The organism is Cupriavidus sp. CP313 (genome assembly GCF_054072015.1).
In genome coordinates this window covers 136,337-152,629 of record NZ_JBSVZB010000012.1, presented here as the reverse complement: position 1 = coordinate 152,629, position 16,293 = coordinate 136,337, and the positions used below count along the sequence as shown (strand labels likewise).

Here is a 16,293-nt window from a genome sequence, read left to right as displayed (position 1 = left end):
GCGGATTTCTTGCCTGCCGAAAGCCGCCTGGCCGCTTACACCACGCGCCTGGCGCGCAGTGCTTCCAGTTGCTGCGGGCTCAGCTTAAGGTAGTCGCGCAGCACCTCCTCGGTGTGCTGGCCCAGGGCGGGCGGGGCATAGCGCAGCGTCGGGGGCATCTCCGACAGGCGCAGCGGGCTGGCCGCGGTGACCACCTGGTTCACGGACTCGCCGGTGGGCGGCTGTGCTCCCGGATAGCGCTCTTGCTCGACGCGCAGGCCACGGTGCTGCACATGGGGGTCGGCGTGGGCCTGGGCGATGTTGTTGATGGGGCCGCAAGGCACGGAATTGGCTTCCAGCAGCGTGACCCAATCCGCCGTGGGCCGGGTGCGCGTGAGCTCCATCATCATCGCGATCAGCGTCTTGCGGTTGTTGACGCGGCCGGTGTTGGTGGCATAGCGCTCGTCGCGCGCCCAGTCCACGCCCGCGGCGTCGCAGAAGCGTGCGAACTGCCCGTCGTTGCCGATCGCCAGCAGCATATTGCCGTCGGCCGTCGGGAAGTCCTGGTAGGGCACCACGCTGGGGTGGATATTCCCCTGGCGCCGGGGGACGTCGCCGGCGTTCAGGAAGCCCGCACCCTGGTTGGCCAGCACCGCCATCGCCACATCCAGCAGGGCGATGTCGATATGCTGGCCGCGGCCGGTGAAGTGGCGCGCTTCCAGCGCGCTCAGGATCGCGGTGGTGGCGTACATGCCGGTGAACAGGTCGATCACGGCCACGCCTACCTTCATCGGGCCGCCGCCGGGCTCGCCGTCGGCGTGGCCGGTGATGCTCATCAGGCCGCTCATGGCCTGGATCAGCAGGTCGTAGCCGGGCCGCGCCGCGTAGGGACCGGTGTGGCCAAACCCCGTGACCGAGCAGTAGATCAGGCGCGGGTTGAGCGCACTCAGGCTGTCATAGTCCAGCCCGTAGCGCTTGAGGCCGCCGGTCTTGAAGTTCTCCACCACCACATCGCTTTGCCGGGCCAGCTCGCGGATCAGCTCCTGTCCCTCCGGCGTGGCCATGTCCACCGTGACCGAGCGCTTGTTGCGGTTGGCGGCGGTGAAATAGCAAGCCTGCCGGGTCGGCGCGCCGGCCTCGTCAGGGAGGAACGGGGGCCCCCAGTGGCGCGTATCGTCGCCTTCGCCGGGCTTTTCGATCTTGATCACGTCGGCGCCCATGTCCGCCAGGTTCTGGGTGGACCACGGCCCGGCCAGCACGCGCGAGAGATCGAGCACGCGCAGGTGGCTCAGGGCGCCGGTGCGGGGGGAGGGGGGAGGAAGGCCAGCGGCCGGCGTAGCGGTGGAATCTGTCATGTCAGGTCAGGCGGTCTCAAGGCAGGCTGCCCGTCCTGGGGACGGGCATCGTTGCGCGTGGGCTTGGGTCAGGCGTCTTGGAACGGGTTCCTAGGCGCCGCGGGCTTCACGGATCATGTTGCGCGCGATGATGACCTGCTGGATCTGCGTCGTGCCCTCATACAGGCGGAACAGGCGCACATCGCGGTAGAAGCGCTCGATGCCGAACTCGGAAATATAGCCGGAACCGCCGAGGATCTGCACCGCGCGGTCCGCCACGCGGCCCACCATCTCGGTGGCGAACATCTTGCAGCACGAGGCCTCGGTGGAGACGTTCCTGCCTTCGTCGCGACGGCGCGCGGCGTCGATCACCATGCATTCGGCGGCATAAAGCTCGGCCTGGCTGTCGGCCAGCATGGCCTGGATCAGCTGGAACTCGCAGATCGGCTGGCCGAACTGCTGGCGCTCCAGCGCGTAGTTCAGCGCGTCGCGCAGCACGCGCCTGGCCACCCCGACGCTGACCGCCGCAATGTGCAGCCGGCCCTTGTCGAGCACCTTCATGGCCGTCTTGAAGCCCTGGCCTTCCTTCAGGCCGATCAGGTTGGCCGCCGGGACGCGTACGTTATCGAAGATCACGTCGCAGGTGTGGGCGCCTTTCTGCCCCATCTTCACGTCGCGCTTGCCGAAGCTGATGCCCGGTGTATTGGCATCGACGATAAATGCCGAGACACCGGCCGAGCCCTTGATTTCAGGGTTGGTACGCGCCATCAGCGTGAACATGCCGGCCTGCGGCGCATTGGTGATAAAGCGCTTGGTGCCGTTGACCACGTAGTGGTCGCCATCCCTGAGCGCGATGGTGCGCAGCGAGCCGGCGTCCGAGCCGGCTTCCGGTTCGGTCAGGGCAAAGGAGGCCAGGATCTCGCCGGTGGCCAGGCGGGGCAGCCACGCGGCCTGCTGCTCCGGCGTGCCGTCCATCAGGATGCCCTGCGAGCCGATGCCCACGGTGGTGCCCAGCAGCGAGCGGAAGGCCGGCGAGGTCTGGCACAGCTCCATGACCACGCGCGCTTCCTCTTCCATGGTCAGCTCCAGGCCGCCAAAGCGCTCGGGGATGGTCATGCCGAACAGGCCCATCTCGCGCATGTCCTGCACAATGTCCTGCGGGATTTCGTCGGTCTCGGCGACCAGCGCCTCGGCGGGAACCAGGCGCTCGCGCACAAAGCGGCGCACGCTGTCGAGCAGGGCTTCGAGGATGTCGTTATCGCGGATCATGTCAGTTCTTCCTGGAGGTCGGGTCGGTGTCGGTTCGAGGGTGGCGGGGCCATCAGTCCAGCGTCACGCCCTTGAGCACGCTGGCCCACTGCGTGCGCTCGCGCGCGGCGGTGTTCACGACGTCCTGCGTGGTGCCGCTCCACTGCTCGTAGCCCAGTTCGGCATAGCGCTTCCTGAGCTCCGCGTCTTCCACGGCCTGCCGCACTGCCGCGGCCAGCTTCTGGGTCTGCTCGGGGGTCACGCCCTTGGGGGCGTAGATGGCGTACCAGCCGCCGGCTTCGTAATCCTTGAGGCCGGCAATCCCGGATTCGCGGAAGGTGGGCACGCCGGGCAGCGATGCGCTGCGCTTGGGCGAGCCCACGGCGATGGGCTTGACCTTGCCGCTCTGCACATAGCCGCTGGCGGTGCTGATGATGTCGAACATCACGTCGATCTGGCCGCCGATGGTGTCGGTCATGGCCGGGGCGTTGCCCTTGTAGGGAATATGGTTCAGCTCGACCTGCGCCTGCCGGGCGAACAGGGCCATGGCGACGTGGTTGGAGCTGCCGACGCCCGAGGAGCCGTAGCTGAGCTTGCCGGGATGCGCCTTGGCGTAGGCAACCAGGTCCTGGGTGCCCTTGAACGGCTCCTTGACGTTGGCCACCAGCATGTTGTAGTAGCGCGCCACCGGTGCCACCGGGGCGAGGTCCTTCGCCGGGTCGTACGGCAGGCTCTTCATGATGTTGGGCGCGACCGTCAGCGCCGCGCTGGCGGCGAACCACAGCGTGGCGCCATCGGGCTTGGCGCGGACCACTTCATAGCCGGCCAGCGTGGCATTGGCACCGGGTTTGTTGTCGACGATGACGTTGGCGTTGAGCGCCTTGCCCAACGCCACCGCAAACAGGCGCGCGGCCTGGTCGGCGGGGCCGCCGGCCGCGTAGCCGACCACGAGGCGCACCGGCTGGCCGTTGGGCTGCGCCGAGGCAGGGGGAGTGGCCAGGGTTGCGCCGCACAGGGCCAGGGCGGCCAGTATGGCGTGGCGGCGTGAGGTGGAAATCAAGATACTTCTCCTACGTAAAGCAAAGAGCCGATGGCAAAAGCCGAAAAGCAAAAGGCAAAAGGCTGGCGCAGCCCCCGTCGTCGCGCACGGGGCCTGAACGGTGAATGCAGTGGGTTTTCTCAGTAGCGTTCGAAGACCGCGGCAATACCCTGGCCGCCGCCGATGCACATGGTTTCCAGGCCATAGCGGCCGCCGCGGCGCTGCAGTTCATGCAGCAGCGTGGCCAGGATGCGCACGCCGGTGGCGCCGATCGGATGGCCCAGCGAGATGCCCGAGCCGTTCACGTTGAGCTTCTGCTCGATCGCGTCCTGGTCATGCCATTCCCAGCCCTTGAGCACGGCCAGCACCTGGCAGGCGAAGGCTTCGTTCAGCTCGACCAGGTCCATCTGGTCCAGCGTCAGGTTCAGGCGCGCCAGCAGCTTCTTCACCGCGGGCACCGGGCCGATGCCCATGTGCGAGGGCTCGCAGCCTGCAGCCGCCCAGCCCACCAGCGAGGCCATGGGGGTGAGGCCCAGTTCGGCCAGCTTGTCTTCGGCCACGATCAGGCAGGCGGCCGAGGCATCGTTCTGCTGGCTGGCGTTGCCGGCGGTGACGGTACCGTTCGGCATCAGGGTGCGCAGCTTGCCCAGGCTTTCACGGGTGGTATCCGGGCGGAAGCCTTCGTCGCGCGTGAACCGCACCGGATCGCCCTTGCGCTGGGGCACCTGCACGGGGACGACCTCGGCATCGAAGCGGCCGGCCTCCCAGGCTGCCGCGGCGCGTGCGTGGCTGCGGGCGGCGAAGGCATCGGCCTGTTCGCGGCTGATGCCGTAGTCGCGCGCCAGGTTCTCGGCCGTCTCGATCATCCCGGAGATCTTGCCGAAGCGCTCGACCGGCTGGGAGCGTTCACGGCCGCGGTCGAGGCGGTCGAAGAAGCGCACATTGCCCGAGCGCGCGCCCCAGCGCATGTCGGTGGTGTAGTACTCGATATTGCTCATGCTCTCGACGCCGCCCGCGATCACCACGTCGGCGGCGCCGCTTTGCACCATCATCGAGGCCGTGACGATGGCCTGCAGGCCGCCGCCGCAGCGGCGATCCAGCTGCATGCCCGGCACCTCGACCGGCAGGCCGGCCTGCAGCGCGGCCCAGCGGCCGACGCAGGGCACTTCGCTGTTGGCGTAGGACTGGGCAAAGACCACGTCATCGATACGCGCGGGATCGATGCCGCTGCGTTCCACAACGGCGCGCACGGCGGTGGCGGCCAGTTCCTCCACGGGCACCGGGCGCAGGCTGCCGCCGAAGGTGCCGACGGGCGTGCGGAGGGGAGTGACGATTGCAGCTCTGCGCATGGAAGTCTCCTTGGAACTCTGTGGTGGGGTGAGCAAATAAGTCAGTTGGTCAGCGTGTGCCCGGGAAGGGCGACGAAGACCGCGCCGCACTGGCGCAGCAGGGCGTGGGCCTGGCGTTCCAGGTCCTCGCGGTGTTCGGGGGCGGCAATGTCCAGCATGCGGCGCACGCGCTGCGACAGCGTCTGGCCGCGCAGGTCGGCCACGCCGTGTTCGGTGACGATCAGGCCCGCGTCCGAGCGGGGCGTGCTGACCGGGCCGGACAACTGCGCCACGATGCGGCTCGCGCCCTTGGCGGTTGCCGGCAGCGCGACAATGGGCAAGCCGCCGCGGCTGCGCGCGGCGCCGCGCAGGAAGTCCACGGCACCGCCGACGGCGCCGACATAGACGCCGGCGGCGACTTCGGCGTTCACCTGGCCGGTAAGGTCGACCTCGATGGCGGAGTTGATGGCGGTCAGCTTGTCGACGCTGGCCAGCACCTCGGGGTGATGGGTATAGGCGGTCTCGCGCAACTGCAGCTGCGGATTGCGGTGGGCCCAGCGCCGCAGCCGTTCGCTGCCCATCAGGATGCCGGCGATGCCCACGCCCGTATCGATGCTCTTGCGTGCGTTGGTCAGCACCCCGGCTTCGGCCAGCGCGGCAATGCCGTCGCCGATCGCGCCACTGTGCAGCCCCAGGTCGCGGTGGCCATGCAGCGCAGCGACCACGGCCTCAGGGAGGTTGCCGATGCCCATCTGCAGGGTGGCGCCATCCTCCACCCAGCCGGCGATATGGCGGGCGATGGCCTGTTCGGCCGGGCCGGGCGCACTGCGGTCAAGGCTGATCGGCGGGTGCAGCGCTTCGACCTGCAGGTCGATGTCGTCCGCGGTCAGGTAGCGGCTGCCGTGGGTCCACGGCACCTCCGGGTTCACCTCGGCGATGATGACGCGGGCGCGGTCGAGCGCGGCGGGGATGTATTCATGCACCAGCCCCAGGCTGTGGCGCCCGTGCTCGTCGGCGGGCGAGACCTGCACCAGCGCCACGTCCGCCCGCAGCGTGCCCTGGCGGATCAGCCCGGGCAGGTGCGAATAGTGGCTGGGCACGATGTCCAGCACGCCGGCCCTGGCCAGTTGCCGGTGCGGGCCGCTGGCGGCGTAGCCGAAGAAGTCGAGCACGTCGGCCTGGGCCGGCTGCAGGGTGTCTGACTGCCCGATGCCGACAAAGACACTGAGCCGTCCGCCCTGGGCGATGGCGTGGCGGTGTTCCACCAGCGCGCGCGTCAGCGTCAGCGGCTCGGCGGTGGCTTGTCCCCACCAGATATGGTCACCGGGGCGGATCAGGGCTTGCAGGCGGGAGGCGAGGGTGTGCATGTCCACGGGGCAGCGGTCAGTCGGCGGTCAGGCGGCGCATGCGCCAGATAGCCCAGAGCATGTCGCCAAAGCGTGGTTTGCGCTATTTGACAATGCCAATGGTGGACTTTGGCGAAAGCGAAAGGCCCCGGCCGGTGCATCGCCCCGCGGGCCCCGCCGGGACTTAACCCCGGTGGAAGGCGCGCTTTCGGAAAGGCTGATTGTCCAACTTGCCGAACGCCGCGAGTATTGCGGTTATCACAAGGAGGCGGCCGTCCGCCACAGACCGTCCGCCACAGACCGAACGCAAGCCAAGCGCCATGATCGAACAGACCCAATCGAACAACTTCCAAGAAATCCGCGACGCCGTCCGCGCGCTTTGCGCCGAGTTTCCCGATGAGTACTTCCGCAAGGTGGACGAGCAGCGCGCCTATCCCGAGGCCTTTGTCAATGCGCTGACCGCGGCGGGATGGCTGGCGGCGCTGATTCCGCAGGAGTACGGCGGTTCCGGCCTGGGCCTGACCGAAGCCTCGGTCATCATGGAAGAGATCAACCGCTGCGGCGGCAACTCCGGCGCCTGCCACGGCCAGATGTACAACATGGGCACGCTGCTGCGGCACGGCTCCAAGGCACAGAAGGACAAGTACCTGCCGAAGATTGCCTCGGGGGAATGGCGCCTGCAGTCCATGGGCGTGACCGAGCCCACCACCGGCACGGACACCACCAAGATCAAGACTTCAGCGGTCAAGAAGGACGGACGCTACGTCATCAACGGCCAGAAGGTCTGGATCAGCCGCGTCCAGCACAGCGACTTCATGATCCTGCTGGCGCGCACCACGCCCCTGGCCGAGGTGAAGAAGAAGAGCGAAGGGATGTCCATCTTCATGGTGGACCTGCACGAGGCGCAGAAGAAAGGCCTGACCGTGCGCCCCATCCCCAATATGGTCAACCATGAGACCAATGAACTGTTCTTCGAGGACCTGGAAATCCCCGAGGAAAACCTGATCGGTGAAGAGGGCAAGGGCTTCAAGTACATCCTCGATGGCCTGAACGCCGAGCGCACGCTGATCGCGGCCGAGTGCATCGGCGACGGCTATTGGTTCATTGACCGCGTGACCAAGTACGTCAAGGAACGCGAGGTCTTCGGCCGACCCATCGGCCAGAACCAGGGCGTGCAGTTCCCGATCGCCGAGTCCTTTATCGAGCTGGAAGCGGCCAACCTGATGCGCTGGAAAGCCTGTGAACTGTTTGACAAGCACGAGCCCATGGGGGCCCAGGCCAACATGGCCAAGTACCTGGCCGCCAAGGCCAGCTGGGAGGCCGGCAACGCCTGCCTGCAGTTCCACGGCGGCTTTGGCTTTGCCTGCGAATACGACGTCGAGCGCAAGTTCCGGGAAACGCGGCTGTACCAGGTGGCACCGATCTCCACCAACCTGATCTACTCTTTCGTCGCCGAACACGTCCTGGGCCTGCCGCGCTCATTCTGAGCGATGGACCGCGCGCCAGCCCCAACGCACAAGGGGCTGGCCGGATGGAACTCCGGCTGCAACGGCCCCGGGGTTCCTGGTTCGCCCCAGACCCCTGGATTCCCCTCCCTGTCTCCTCTCTTCGTCCGCGCAGCCGGATCCAGGCCGACCCTCAAATCGGAAACTGCGTCGTCGACAGCACCTGCTTGAGCACCATGAACGAGCGAATCTGCCGCACGCCCGGCAGATAGAGCAACTGCTCCGCGTGGAGGCGGTTGAAGCTCTCGCTGTCCTTGGTCCTGAGCATCATGATGTAGTCGAACTCGCCGGTGACTTCATGGCATTCCATACAGCCTGATACCTTCTGCGCCGCTTTCTCAAAGGCGGCGAACGACTCGGGCGTGGACCTGTCCAGCACGACCCCGATGATGACCAGCATCCCCGCGTCCAGGGGAGCCGGGTTCAGCAGCGCCACGACGCCGCGGATCAGGCCATCCGCTTTCAGGCGCTCCACGCGGCGCAGGCATGCGGGCGGGCTGAGGCTGACCTTGCCCGCCAGGGCCAGGTTGGAGATGGACGCATCGCGCTGCAAGGCGCGGAGGATGGCCTTGTCCGTGCGATCCAGCACCGGCGCGGGCTGCGGGGAGGTCTCGGATTTCGTACGAAATTTTATTCTGGATGTGGCCATTTCTACGGAATAAAAGGAATTTCGTGGTGCTTCCGGCCTTTTTATCGTGCAAGAAGTTGCAGATCTTTGCAAGCACCTTTCGTCTCAGCCTTCTTATGATGATTCCAGATGCGGCGTCGCGCAGCTTCCGTGCGAATGCCGGGCTTTGCGGCTGCCGGGCGCCCGCATGCCAACCACAACCTGGAGCCAGTCATGAACCTGAAGCAATTTCCGCGTCATTCCCTGACCTTCGGCCCGACGCCGATCCATCCGCTATCGCGGCTGAGCGAAAGCCTGGGTGGCAAGGTCGAGCTCTATGCCAAGCGCGAGGACTGCAACAGCGGCCTTGCCTTTGGAGGCAACAAGACGCGCAAGCTCGAATACGTCATTCCGGACGTCCTGGCGCAAGGCGCCGATACGCTGGTCTCGATCGGCGGGATCCAGTCGAACCACACGCGCCAGGTTGCCGCCATCGCGGCCCACCTGGGGCTGAAGTGCGTGCTGGTGCAGGAGAACTGGGTCAACTACTCAGACGCGGTCTATGACCGCGTGGGCAACATCCAGATGTCGCGCATCATGGGGGCCGACGTGCGCCTGGTCAGCGAAGGGTTTGACATCGGCATTCGCCCAAGCTGGGAAGATGCCATGGAGAGCGTGCGCAAGGCGGGCGGCAAGCCCTACCCGATTCCGGCAGGCTGCTCGGAGCATCCGCTCGGCGGTCTCGGCTACGTAGGGTTCGCCGAGGAAGTCCGGGCACAGGAAGCCGAACTTGGCTTCAGCTTCGACTACATCGTCGTCTGCTCGGTCACCGGCAGCACACAGGCGGGCATGGTGGTGGGATTCGCTGCCGACGGCCGCGCGGACCGGGTCATCGGCATCGATGCATCGGCCAGGCCGGAACCGACGCGCGCGCAGATCCTGCGCATCGCACGCCATACCGCGGAGTTGGTCGGCCTCGGCCGCGACATCACTGAAGCGGACGTGGTGCTGGACACCCGCTATGGCGGACCCGAATACGGCCTGCCTTCGGCGGGCACCCTGGAAGCCATCCGGCTCAGCGCCAGGCTGGAAGGCATGATGACCGACCCGGTCTATGAGGGCAAGTCCATGCAGGGCATGATCGACATGGTCCGTCGCGGCGAGTTTCCGCAAGGATCGAAAGTCCTCTTCGCTCACCTGGGCGGGGTGCCGGCACTGAATGCCTACAGCTTCCTCTTCAAGGACGGGTGATTCCGTGCGCAGTCTCGCAGCCGGGATACCCCGTTGCCCGGCTAATTGCCGTTGCCCGCCTGCGCGCCGGCCCCAAAGCGCAGGCGCAGGCTCCGGTTGGCATCCTGCAGCGAACCGTCCGCCACTTCTACCACGCGGTGCAGGTAGTCTTCGCTCGCGTCGAGCAGCGCGCCATACAGGGTGTGGCACAAGCCGCGCGCGGTGCGGCCGGGCCAGTCTTGCGGCAGCATCGCTTCGGGCAGGTTGGGGTCGCGCAGCAGCACGCGCCGGTATTCGTGCACCAGCAGCGTCCGCACGAAGAAGGCATCGGCCGGAGCAAGCCCGGCAGCCTCTTCCGCCAGCGGCGTAAAGCGGCGCAGCAGTGCCTGCCAGGCAGCGGCCACGTCGCCGAGCTTGAAGGTCTGGTGCATCAGCGCCTGCAGTGGCCGGATGGAAAACGCCTCAAGGCTGCTCGCCTCCATCACCGCCACATCGTCCTGCGCGCGTGCGGCCTGGACGATTTCGCGCAGCGAGGCGAGGTCCGCATGGGGGTGGGCCATCACCCCTGGCGCGATGGCGCCGAAGCCCTCCCACAGCAATTCCCGCTTCAGCTTCTGCCGGACCGTGGCGCGTACGTCACCGCGCACCATCACCAGGGTCCAGCGGCCGTCCCATTCGGATGCCTCACCGGCGTAGATGCGCTTGCCGGCGTGCAGTACACGCTGCAAACCGGCTTCTGACAGCCCGTAGTAGCTGCGCCGCCCGATCCTGGTCGCGGCCAGCCAGTCGTCGGCGGTAAGGCGGAAGGTGGCGGTTCGCACCAGCCGGTCATTGATGCCGAACGGCGCCGCCAGCCGGATCAGGCTGCCCAGCCAGATTGCCTGGGGCCGCGGCGCCACCACATCGCCGAACAAGGTCACCAGCATGGAATTGGCGCCCAGCTTCAGCCCGCGTGCCAGCCGCGCCACGCGGGGAGAAACCGGATCCGTGCCTGGCGTCGCCATCGGCCTGCCCTTTAAAGTGATACACAAACGTCGATTGATTGAATCAAATTGTATCACTACCATCCGTTGCAACTGACGATGTTGATGCAGGTCAAGACCCCGATTCAGAGCAACCAAGAGCGGAGCAAAGGATGTACGCACAGCTGGTGGAGACAGGAGCGACGAGGCTTCGCGCCATGGAAGAAATGGACCCGCAGGAGCGCGAGTTCCAGGCGCGCGTGGATGCCGGGATCAAGATCGAGGCCAAGGACTGGATGCCAGAGGCCTATCGCAAGACCCTGGTCCGCCAGATCTCGCAGCATGCGCATTCGGAGATCGTGGGCCAGCTGCCGGAAGGCAACTGGGTCACCCGTGCGCCGACGCTGGAGCGCAAGGCAGTCTTGCTGGCCAAGATCCAGGATGAGGCGGGCCATGGCCTGTATCTCTACAGCGCGGCCGAGACGCTGGGCGTGTCGCGCGACCAGATGCTGGGCGACCTGCACACCGGCAAGGCCAAGTATTCCAGCATCTTCAACTACCCGACGCTGAGCTGGGCCGATATCGGCATGATCGGCTGGCTGGTGGACGGCTCGGCCATCATCAACCAGGTGCCGCTGTGCCGCTGCTCGTTCGGCCCGTATGCGCGCGCCATGGTGCGTGTGTGCAAGGAAGAGTCCTTCCACCAGCGCCAGGGCTACGACATCCTGCTGTCGCTGTGCAACGGCACGCCCGAGCAGAAGCAGATGGCACAGGACGCGCTCAACCGCTGGTGGTGGCCTGCGCTGATGATGTTCGGCCCGTCCGACGGCGATTCGCCCAACAGCGCGCAATCCATGCAATGGCGCATCAAGCTGTTCTCCAACGACGAGCTGCGCCAGAAGATGGTCGACCAGACCGTGCCGCAGGCCGAGTACCTGGGCCTGGCCATTCCGGATCCCGAGCTGAAGTGGAACGAGGAGCGCGGCCACTATGACTTCGGCGAGATCGACTGGTCCGAGTTCCACAACGTCATCCAGGGCAACGGCCCCTGCAACCGCGACCGCCTGCGCACCCGCGTCAAGGCCTGGGAAGAGGGCGCGTGGTTCCGCGATGCCCTGGTGACCCACGCCGACAAGCAGGCGCAGGGCGCCGCCGCCTGACGCCGCGGCGCCCTGCGCCGCCATCCATCTAACGTAATGACACAGGAGGTTGCCATGAAAGAGTGGCCGCTTTGGGAGATCTTTATCCGCAGCCAGCACGGCCTGGCCCACAAGCACGTGGGCAGCCTGCACGCGCCCGACGGCGAAATGGCGATCAACAACGCGCGTGACGTCTATACGCGCCGCAACGAGGGCGTCAGCGTCTGGGTGGTGAAGGCCGGCGATGTGGTCGCCAGCAGCCCGGGCGACAAGGGCCCGCTGTTCGAGCCGGCCAATAGCAAGGTCTACCGCCACCCGACGTTCTTCCCGATGCCGGAAGCCGTCAAGCACATCTGACCCGGCACGCGCCAAGGAAGCATCCCCATGGACAACCACAAGCTTGAATACCTGCTGCGGCTCGGCGATTCCACGCTGGTCCTCGGCCAGCGCCTGTCGGAATGGTGCGGCCGCGGCCCGGCGCTGGAAGAGGACATCGCGCTGACCAATGTCGCGCTCGACCTGGTCGGCCAGACCCGGCTGTGGCTGGGCTACGCCGCGGAAGTGGAGGGTGCCGGCCGCACCGCCGACCAGCTCGCCTACCTGCGCGACGCGCACCAGTTCCGCAACCTGCTGCTGGTGGAGCAGCTCAACGGCAGCTATGCCGATACGCTGGCGCGGCAGTTCCTGTTCGACACCTGGCACTACTTCCTGCTCGATGGCCTGCAGCGCTCGACCGATGCCCGCATCGCGGAGATCGCCGCCAAGTCGCTCAAGGAAGTGACCTACCACGTGCGCCGCAGCGCCGACCTGGTGGTGCGCCTGGGCGACGGCAGCGAAGAGAGCCACTGCCGCATGCAGGATGCCTTCGACGACCTGTGGATGTTCAGCGGTGAGCTGTTCGAGTCCGACGCGGGCGACGCCGCGCTGGTGCAGGACGGCGTGGTGCCCGACCCCGCATCACTGGCCGCACCGTGGCAGCGCCACGTGGCCGCAGTGCTGGAAGAAGCCACGCTGCGGCTGCCTGCCGGCACGTGGTCACAGAGCGGCGGCCGCCACGGCCGCCATACCGAACACCTCGGCTACCTGCTGGCCGAAATGCAATTCCTGCAGCGCGCCTATCCGGGCGCCAGCTGGTGAACGCCATGACTGCGCAAGCCATCGCACGCCCGGCGGTCGGGCAGGTCTGGACCTGGCTCGATACGGTGCCCGATCCCGAGATCCCGGTGATCTCCGTGGTGGATCTCGGCATTGTGCGCGACGTGGCATGGGAGGACGACGCCTGCGTCATCACCATCACCCCGACGTACTCCGGCTGCCCGGCCATGACGGTGATCCGGGAGGAGATCGAGCGCACGCTGGCCGCGCAGGGCATCGCCAGCGTGCGCGTGCAGACGCAACTGGCGCCGGCCTGGACCACCGACTGGATGACGCCGCGCGGCAAGGCCAGCCTGGGCGGCTACGGCATTGCGCCGCCGGCCCAGCAGGTGATCGACATCAGCGGCATCAGCCGCAAGGCGGCGCCGGCGCCGGTGGTGGTATGCCCGCACTGCGGCTCGCGGCACACGCGGCTGGTCAGCCAGTTCGGCTCGACCGCCTGCAAGGCCCTGTACCGCTGCGGCGACTGCAAGGAACCGTTCGATTACTTCAAGGCGCACTGAGCCTGACCGAGGTGGTGAGATGAGCAAATTCCATGAACTGACCGTGGCCTCGGTCACCCGCGAAACCCGCGATGCCGTGGCCGTGACCTTTGCCGTGCCGGATGAACTGGCCGACACCTACCGCTATATCCAAGGCCAGCACCTGACGCTGCGCACCGGCATCGGTGGCGAGGACGTGCGCCGCTCGTACTCGATCTGCTCGGCGGTGCAGGACGCGCAGCTGCGCGTGGCGATCAAGCGCGTCGACGGCGGCCTGTTCTCCAACTGGGCCAACGAACAGTTGCAGCCCGGCATGAAGCTGGAAGTGATGCCCCCGTCCGGCCACTTCCACGTGCCGCTGTCTGCCGTGCAAGCGAGGCACTACGTGGCATTCGCCGCCGGCAGCGGCATCACGCCGATGCTGTCGATCATCAAGACCACGCTGCAAGCCGAGCCCGAGAGCCGCTTCACGCTGTTCTACGGCAACCGCGCCTCGTCGTCGGTGCTGTTCAAGGAAGAGCTGGAAGACCTGAAGGACACCTACCTGCAGCGCTTCAACCTGGTGTTCGTGCTCAGCCGCGAGCAGCTTGATATCGATCTCTTCAACGGCCGCATCGATGGCGACAAGGTCAATGCCTTGCTGAAGCACTGGATCAAGCCGCAGGACATCGACATCGCCTTTATCTGCGGCCCGCATTCGATGATGGAAGAGGTGTCGCAGGCGTTGATTGCCAACGGAGTGGACAAGGCCCGCATCAAGCGCGAGCTGTTCGCCACCAGCATCCCCGCGGCCCGCCCGGCGGCGCATGCGCACAAGCAGGCCGGCCAGCAGCAGTGCGAGGTCACGGTGATCCAGGACGGCCGCACGCGCTCCTTCACGCTGGAGAAGAACAAGGAGACGGTGCTGGATGCCGCGCTGGCGCAAGGCATCGAGCTGCCTTACTCATGCAAGGGCGGCGTCTGCTCGACCTGCCGCTGCAAGCGCATCGAAGGCGAGGTCGACATCGACGTCAACTTTGCGCTGGAGGACTACGAAGTGGCGCGCGGCTTCATCCTCAGCTGCCAGAGCTACGCCGTCAGCGACAAGCTGGTGATCGACTTCGACCAGGAAACCTGAAGCGGTTCCTGCGCCATCCCGACCATTACACATTCTGCCCCCGGAGCAAGCCGTGTCCCATCCGTTTTTTGAACGCCACCAGGCGCTGCTGGAACAAGCCACCCAAGCCATTGCCGAGCGCGGCTACTGGAGCCCGTTCACCGAAATGCCGAGCCCCAGGGTCTACGGCGAAACCGCCAACGCCGACGGCAAGGCTGCCTTTGACGCCCGTCTGAACCAGCCATTTTCGCTGTCGCAGCCGGGCACCGTCGGCCAGGCGGGCAAGGAAGTCTCGCCCTACGGCGCGGAACTGGGCATCACCTATCCGAAGCCCGACCTCGACCAGCTCTTTGCCGGCGTGGCCGAAGGCATGCCTGCCTGGCGCAAGGCAGGGCCGGAAGCCTGGGTCGGCGTCTCGCTGGAAATCCTGCAGCGCCTGAACCGCCGCAGCTTCGAGATCGCCTACGCGGTGATGCACACCACCGGCCAGGCCTTCATGATGGCCTTCCAGGCCGGCGGCCCGCACGCGCAGGACCGCGGGCTGGAAGCCGTTGCCTACGCCTGGGACGAGATGCGCCGCATCCCGAAGCAGGCTGTCTGGGAGAAGCCGCAAGGCAAGAACGAGCCGCTGCGCATGGAGAAGCGCTACAGCGTGGTGCCGCGCGGCGTGGGCCTGGTGATCGGCTGCTGCACCTTCCCGACCTGGAACGGCTATCCCGGCCTGTTCGCCAGCCTGGCGACCGGCAATGCGGTGGTGGTCAAGCCGCACCCGGGCGCGATCCTGCCGCTGGCGATCACCGTCGAGGTGGCGCGCGAGGTGCTGCAGGAAGCCGGCTTCGACCCCAACCTGGTCACGCTGGTGGCCAACGACCCGACCGAGCGCATGGCGTCCAAGCTGGCGCTGCGCCCGGAAGTGCGCCTGATCGACTTCACCGGCAGCAGCGCCAACGGCGACTGGCTGGAGCGCAATGCGCACCAGGCCCAGGTCTATACCGAGAAGGCCGGCGTCAACCAGATCGTGATCGACTCCACCAGCGACTTCAAGGGCATGGTGCGCAATATCGCGTTCTCGCTGGCGCTGTACTCGGGCCAGATGTGCACGGCACCGCAGAACATCTATGTGCCGAAGGACGGCATCGACACGCCAGAAGGGCACCTCAGCTTCGACCAGGTGGCCGCGGCGATCGGGGAGGGCGTGGTCAAGCTCACCAGCGATGCGGCCAAGGCGGTGGAACTGCTGGGCGCGATCCAGAACGACGGGGTGGTGCAGCGCATCGAATCGTCGCGCGCACTGGGCGAGATCGTCGCCGACAGCCGCGTGCTGGAGCACCCGGAGTTCCCCGGCGCGCGCATCCGCACGCCGCTGGTGCTCAAGGTGGACGCCAGCGACGAGGGCAAGATCATGCAGGAATTGTTTGGCCCGATCTCCTTCATCGTCGCCACCGACAACACCGCCCACAGCATCGCGCTGGCGCACCGCGGCGCGAAGGAACATGGAGCACTGACGTTGTCGGCCTACACCACCGATGCCGGCGTGACCGAGGCCATCCGCGATGCCGCCGAAGACGCGGGCGTGGCCCTGTCGCTGAACCTGACCGGTGGCGTGTTCGTCAACCAGTCGGCCGCGTTCAGCGACTTCCACGCCACCGGCGCCAACCCGGCGGCCAATGCCTCGCTGTCGGATGCGGCCTTCGTCGCCAACCGCTTCCGCGTGGTGCAGAGCCGTTCCCATATCTGATGCATTAGTGTCCTGTTCCGCAGATACCTTGCCATGAAATCGCCCAGTTGGCCGCCATGCGTCGTTGCTCGTCGTTGCCATAGCTACGGCTATGGCGCCTCCTCG

General features: G+C 66.7%; 15 protein-coding genes. 8 read left to right on the top strand and 7 right to left on the bottom strand.

Annotation, left to right across the window (positions count from 1 at the left end):
- Positions 1-35: 35 nt before the first annotated feature.
- The 5 genes from ACW4E8_RS18180 to ACW4E8_RS18160 form a co-directional block, all read right to left on the bottom strand.
- The gene (locus ACW4E8_RS18180) at positions 36-1,334 is read right to left on the bottom strand and encodes a CaiB/BaiF CoA transferase family protein (protein WP_456805783.1); all 1,299 of its coding nucleotides are present in this window, start codon (positions 1,332-1,334) and stop codon (positions 36-38) included.
- A gap of 90 nt (positions 1,335-1,424) precedes the next feature.
- Positions 1,425-2,582: an acyl-CoA dehydrogenase family protein gene (locus tag ACW4E8_RS18175; protein ID WP_456805782.1), complete on the bottom strand. Its 1,158-nt coding sequence runs from the start codon at positions 2,580-2,582 to the stop codon at positions 1,425-1,427.
- A gap of 52 nt (positions 2,583-2,634) precedes the next feature.
- On the bottom strand, positions 2,635-3,621 hold the full coding sequence (locus ACW4E8_RS18170) for a Bug family tripartite tricarboxylate transporter substrate binding protein (RefSeq protein ID WP_456805781.1): 987 nt from the start codon (positions 3,619-3,621) through the stop codon (positions 2,635-2,637).
- A gap of 119 nt (positions 3,622-3,740) precedes the next feature.
- On the bottom strand, positions 3,741-4,949 hold the full coding sequence (locus tag ACW4E8_RS18165) for an acetyl-CoA C-acetyltransferase (protein WP_456805780.1): 1,209 nt from the start codon (positions 4,947-4,949) through the stop codon (positions 3,741-3,743).
- 41 nt (positions 4,950-4,990) lie between these two features.
- Entirely contained in the window at positions 4,991-6,295 is a 1,305-nt protein-coding gene (locus ACW4E8_RS18160; RefSeq protein ID WP_456805779.1) for an acetyl-CoA hydrolase/transferase family protein, read from the bottom strand.
- A gap of 299 nt (positions 6,296-6,594) precedes the next feature.
- Between ACW4E8_RS18160 and ACW4E8_RS18155 the strand changes: the two genes are divergently transcribed.
- On the top strand, positions 6,595-7,761 hold the full coding sequence (locus ACW4E8_RS18155) for an acyl-CoA dehydrogenase family protein (protein ID WP_456805778.1): 1,167 nt from the start codon (positions 6,595-6,597) through the stop codon (positions 7,759-7,761).
- 151 nt (positions 7,762-7,912) lie between these two features.
- On the opposite strand, the gene ACW4E8_RS18150 is transcribed toward ACW4E8_RS18155, so the two are convergent.
- On the bottom strand, positions 7,913-8,428 hold the full coding sequence (locus ACW4E8_RS18150) for a winged helix-turn-helix transcriptional regulator (protein ID WP_436225305.1): 516 nt from the start codon (positions 8,426-8,428) through the stop codon (positions 7,913-7,915).
- 192 nt (positions 8,429-8,620) lie between these two features.
- Between ACW4E8_RS18150 and ACW4E8_RS18145 the strand changes: the two genes are divergently transcribed.
- Positions 8,621-9,637, top strand: coding sequence for a 1-aminocyclopropane-1-carboxylate deaminase (locus tag ACW4E8_RS18145; RefSeq protein WP_456805777.1), 1,017 nt, complete (start codon positions 8,621-8,623; stop codon positions 9,635-9,637).
- A 41-nt stretch (positions 9,638-9,678) separates the two neighbouring features.
- Here the strand turns inward: ACW4E8_RS18145 and paaX are convergent, their stop codons facing one another.
- Positions 9,679-10,620, bottom strand: coding sequence for a phenylacetic acid degradation operon negative regulatory protein PaaX (paaX, locus tag ACW4E8_RS18140; RefSeq protein WP_456805776.1), 942 nt, complete (start codon positions 10,618-10,620; stop codon positions 9,679-9,681).
- A gap of 131 nt (positions 10,621-10,751) precedes the next feature.
- Here paaX and paaA point away from each other — a divergent pair, with 131 nt between their 5' ends.
- Genes paaA through paaN form a run of 6 tightly spaced genes read left to right on the top strand, consistent with a single transcriptional unit; the run spans position 10,752 to position 16,188 of the window.
- Positions 10,752-11,738, top strand: a complete 987-nt coding sequence (paaA, locus tag ACW4E8_RS18135; RefSeq protein WP_456805775.1) for a 1,2-phenylacetyl-CoA epoxidase subunit PaaA — start codon at positions 10,752-10,754, stop codon at positions 11,736-11,738.
- A 54-nt stretch (positions 11,739-11,792) separates the two neighbouring features.
- Positions 11,793-12,074: a 1,2-phenylacetyl-CoA epoxidase subunit PaaB gene (gene paaB / locus ACW4E8_RS18130; RefSeq protein WP_010809321.1), complete on the top strand. Its 282-nt coding sequence runs from the start codon at positions 11,793-11,795 to the stop codon at positions 12,072-12,074.
- Between the two features lie 27 nt (positions 12,075-12,101).
- The gene (paaC, locus tag ACW4E8_RS18125; RefSeq protein ID WP_456805774.1) at positions 12,102-12,854 is read left to right on the top strand and encodes a 1,2-phenylacetyl-CoA epoxidase subunit PaaC; all 753 of its coding nucleotides are present in this window, start codon (positions 12,102-12,104) and stop codon (positions 12,852-12,854) included.
- Positions 12,855-12,859: 5 nt separating this feature from the next.
- Positions 12,860-13,375, top strand: coding sequence for a 1,2-phenylacetyl-CoA epoxidase subunit PaaD (gene paaD, locus ACW4E8_RS18120; protein ID WP_456805773.1), 516 nt, complete (start codon positions 12,860-12,862; stop codon positions 13,373-13,375).
- A gap of 19 nt (positions 13,376-13,394) precedes the next feature.
- Positions 13,395-14,471, top strand: coding sequence for a 1,2-phenylacetyl-CoA epoxidase subunit PaaE (paaE, locus tag ACW4E8_RS18115; protein ID WP_456805772.1), 1,077 nt, complete (start codon positions 13,395-13,397; stop codon positions 14,469-14,471).
- 52 nt (positions 14,472-14,523) lie between these two features.
- Positions 14,524-16,188, top strand: coding sequence for a phenylacetic acid degradation protein PaaN (paaN, locus tag ACW4E8_RS18110; RefSeq protein WP_456805771.1), 1,665 nt, complete (start codon positions 14,524-14,526; stop codon positions 16,186-16,188).
- Positions 16,189-16,293 lie beyond the last annotated feature (105 nt).

Coding starts and splice junctions, on each gene's coding strand:
- paaE (WP_456805772.1), top strand. CDS start 13,395: ATGAGCAAATTCCATGAACTGACCGTGGCCTCGGTCACCCGCGAAACC.
- ACW4E8_RS18180 (WP_456805783.1), bottom strand. CDS start 1,334: ATGACAGATTCCACCGCTACGCCGGCCGCTGGCCTTCCTCCCCCCTCC.
- paaX (WP_456805776.1), bottom strand. CDS start 10,620: ATGGCGACGCCAGGCACGGATCCGGTTTCTCCCCGCGTGGCGCGGCTG.
- ACW4E8_RS18150 (WP_436225305.1), bottom strand. CDS start 8,428: ATGGCCACATCCAGAATAAAATTTCGTACGAAATCCGAGACCTCCCCG.
- ACW4E8_RS18175 (WP_456805782.1), bottom strand. CDS start 2,582: ATGATCCGCGATAACGACATCCTCGAAGCCCTGCTCGACAGCGTGCGC.
- paaA (WP_456805775.1), top strand. CDS start 10,752: ATGTACGCACAGCTGGTGGAGACAGGAGCGACGAGGCTTCGCGCCATG.
- paaB (WP_010809321.1), top strand. CDS start 11,793: ATGAAAGAGTGGCCGCTTTGGGAGATCTTTATCCGCAGCCAGCACGGC.
- ACW4E8_RS18155 (WP_456805778.1), top strand. CDS start 6,595: ATGATCGAACAGACCCAATCGAACAACTTCCAAGAAATCCGCGACGCC.
- ACW4E8_RS18165 (WP_456805780.1), bottom strand. CDS start 4,949: ATGCGCAGAGCTGCAATCGTCACTCCCCTCCGCACGCCCGTCGGCACC.
- ACW4E8_RS18160 (WP_456805779.1), bottom strand. CDS start 6,295: ATGCACACCCTCGCCTCCCGCCTGCAAGCCCTGATCCGCCCCGGTGAC.
- ACW4E8_RS18145 (WP_456805777.1), top strand. CDS start 8,621: ATGAACCTGAAGCAATTTCCGCGTCATTCCCTGACCTTCGGCCCGACG.
- paaD (WP_456805773.1), top strand. CDS start 12,860: ATGACTGCGCAAGCCATCGCACGCCCGGCGGTCGGGCAGGTCTGGACC.
- paaC (WP_456805774.1), top strand. CDS start 12,102: ATGGACAACCACAAGCTTGAATACCTGCTGCGGCTCGGCGATTCCACG.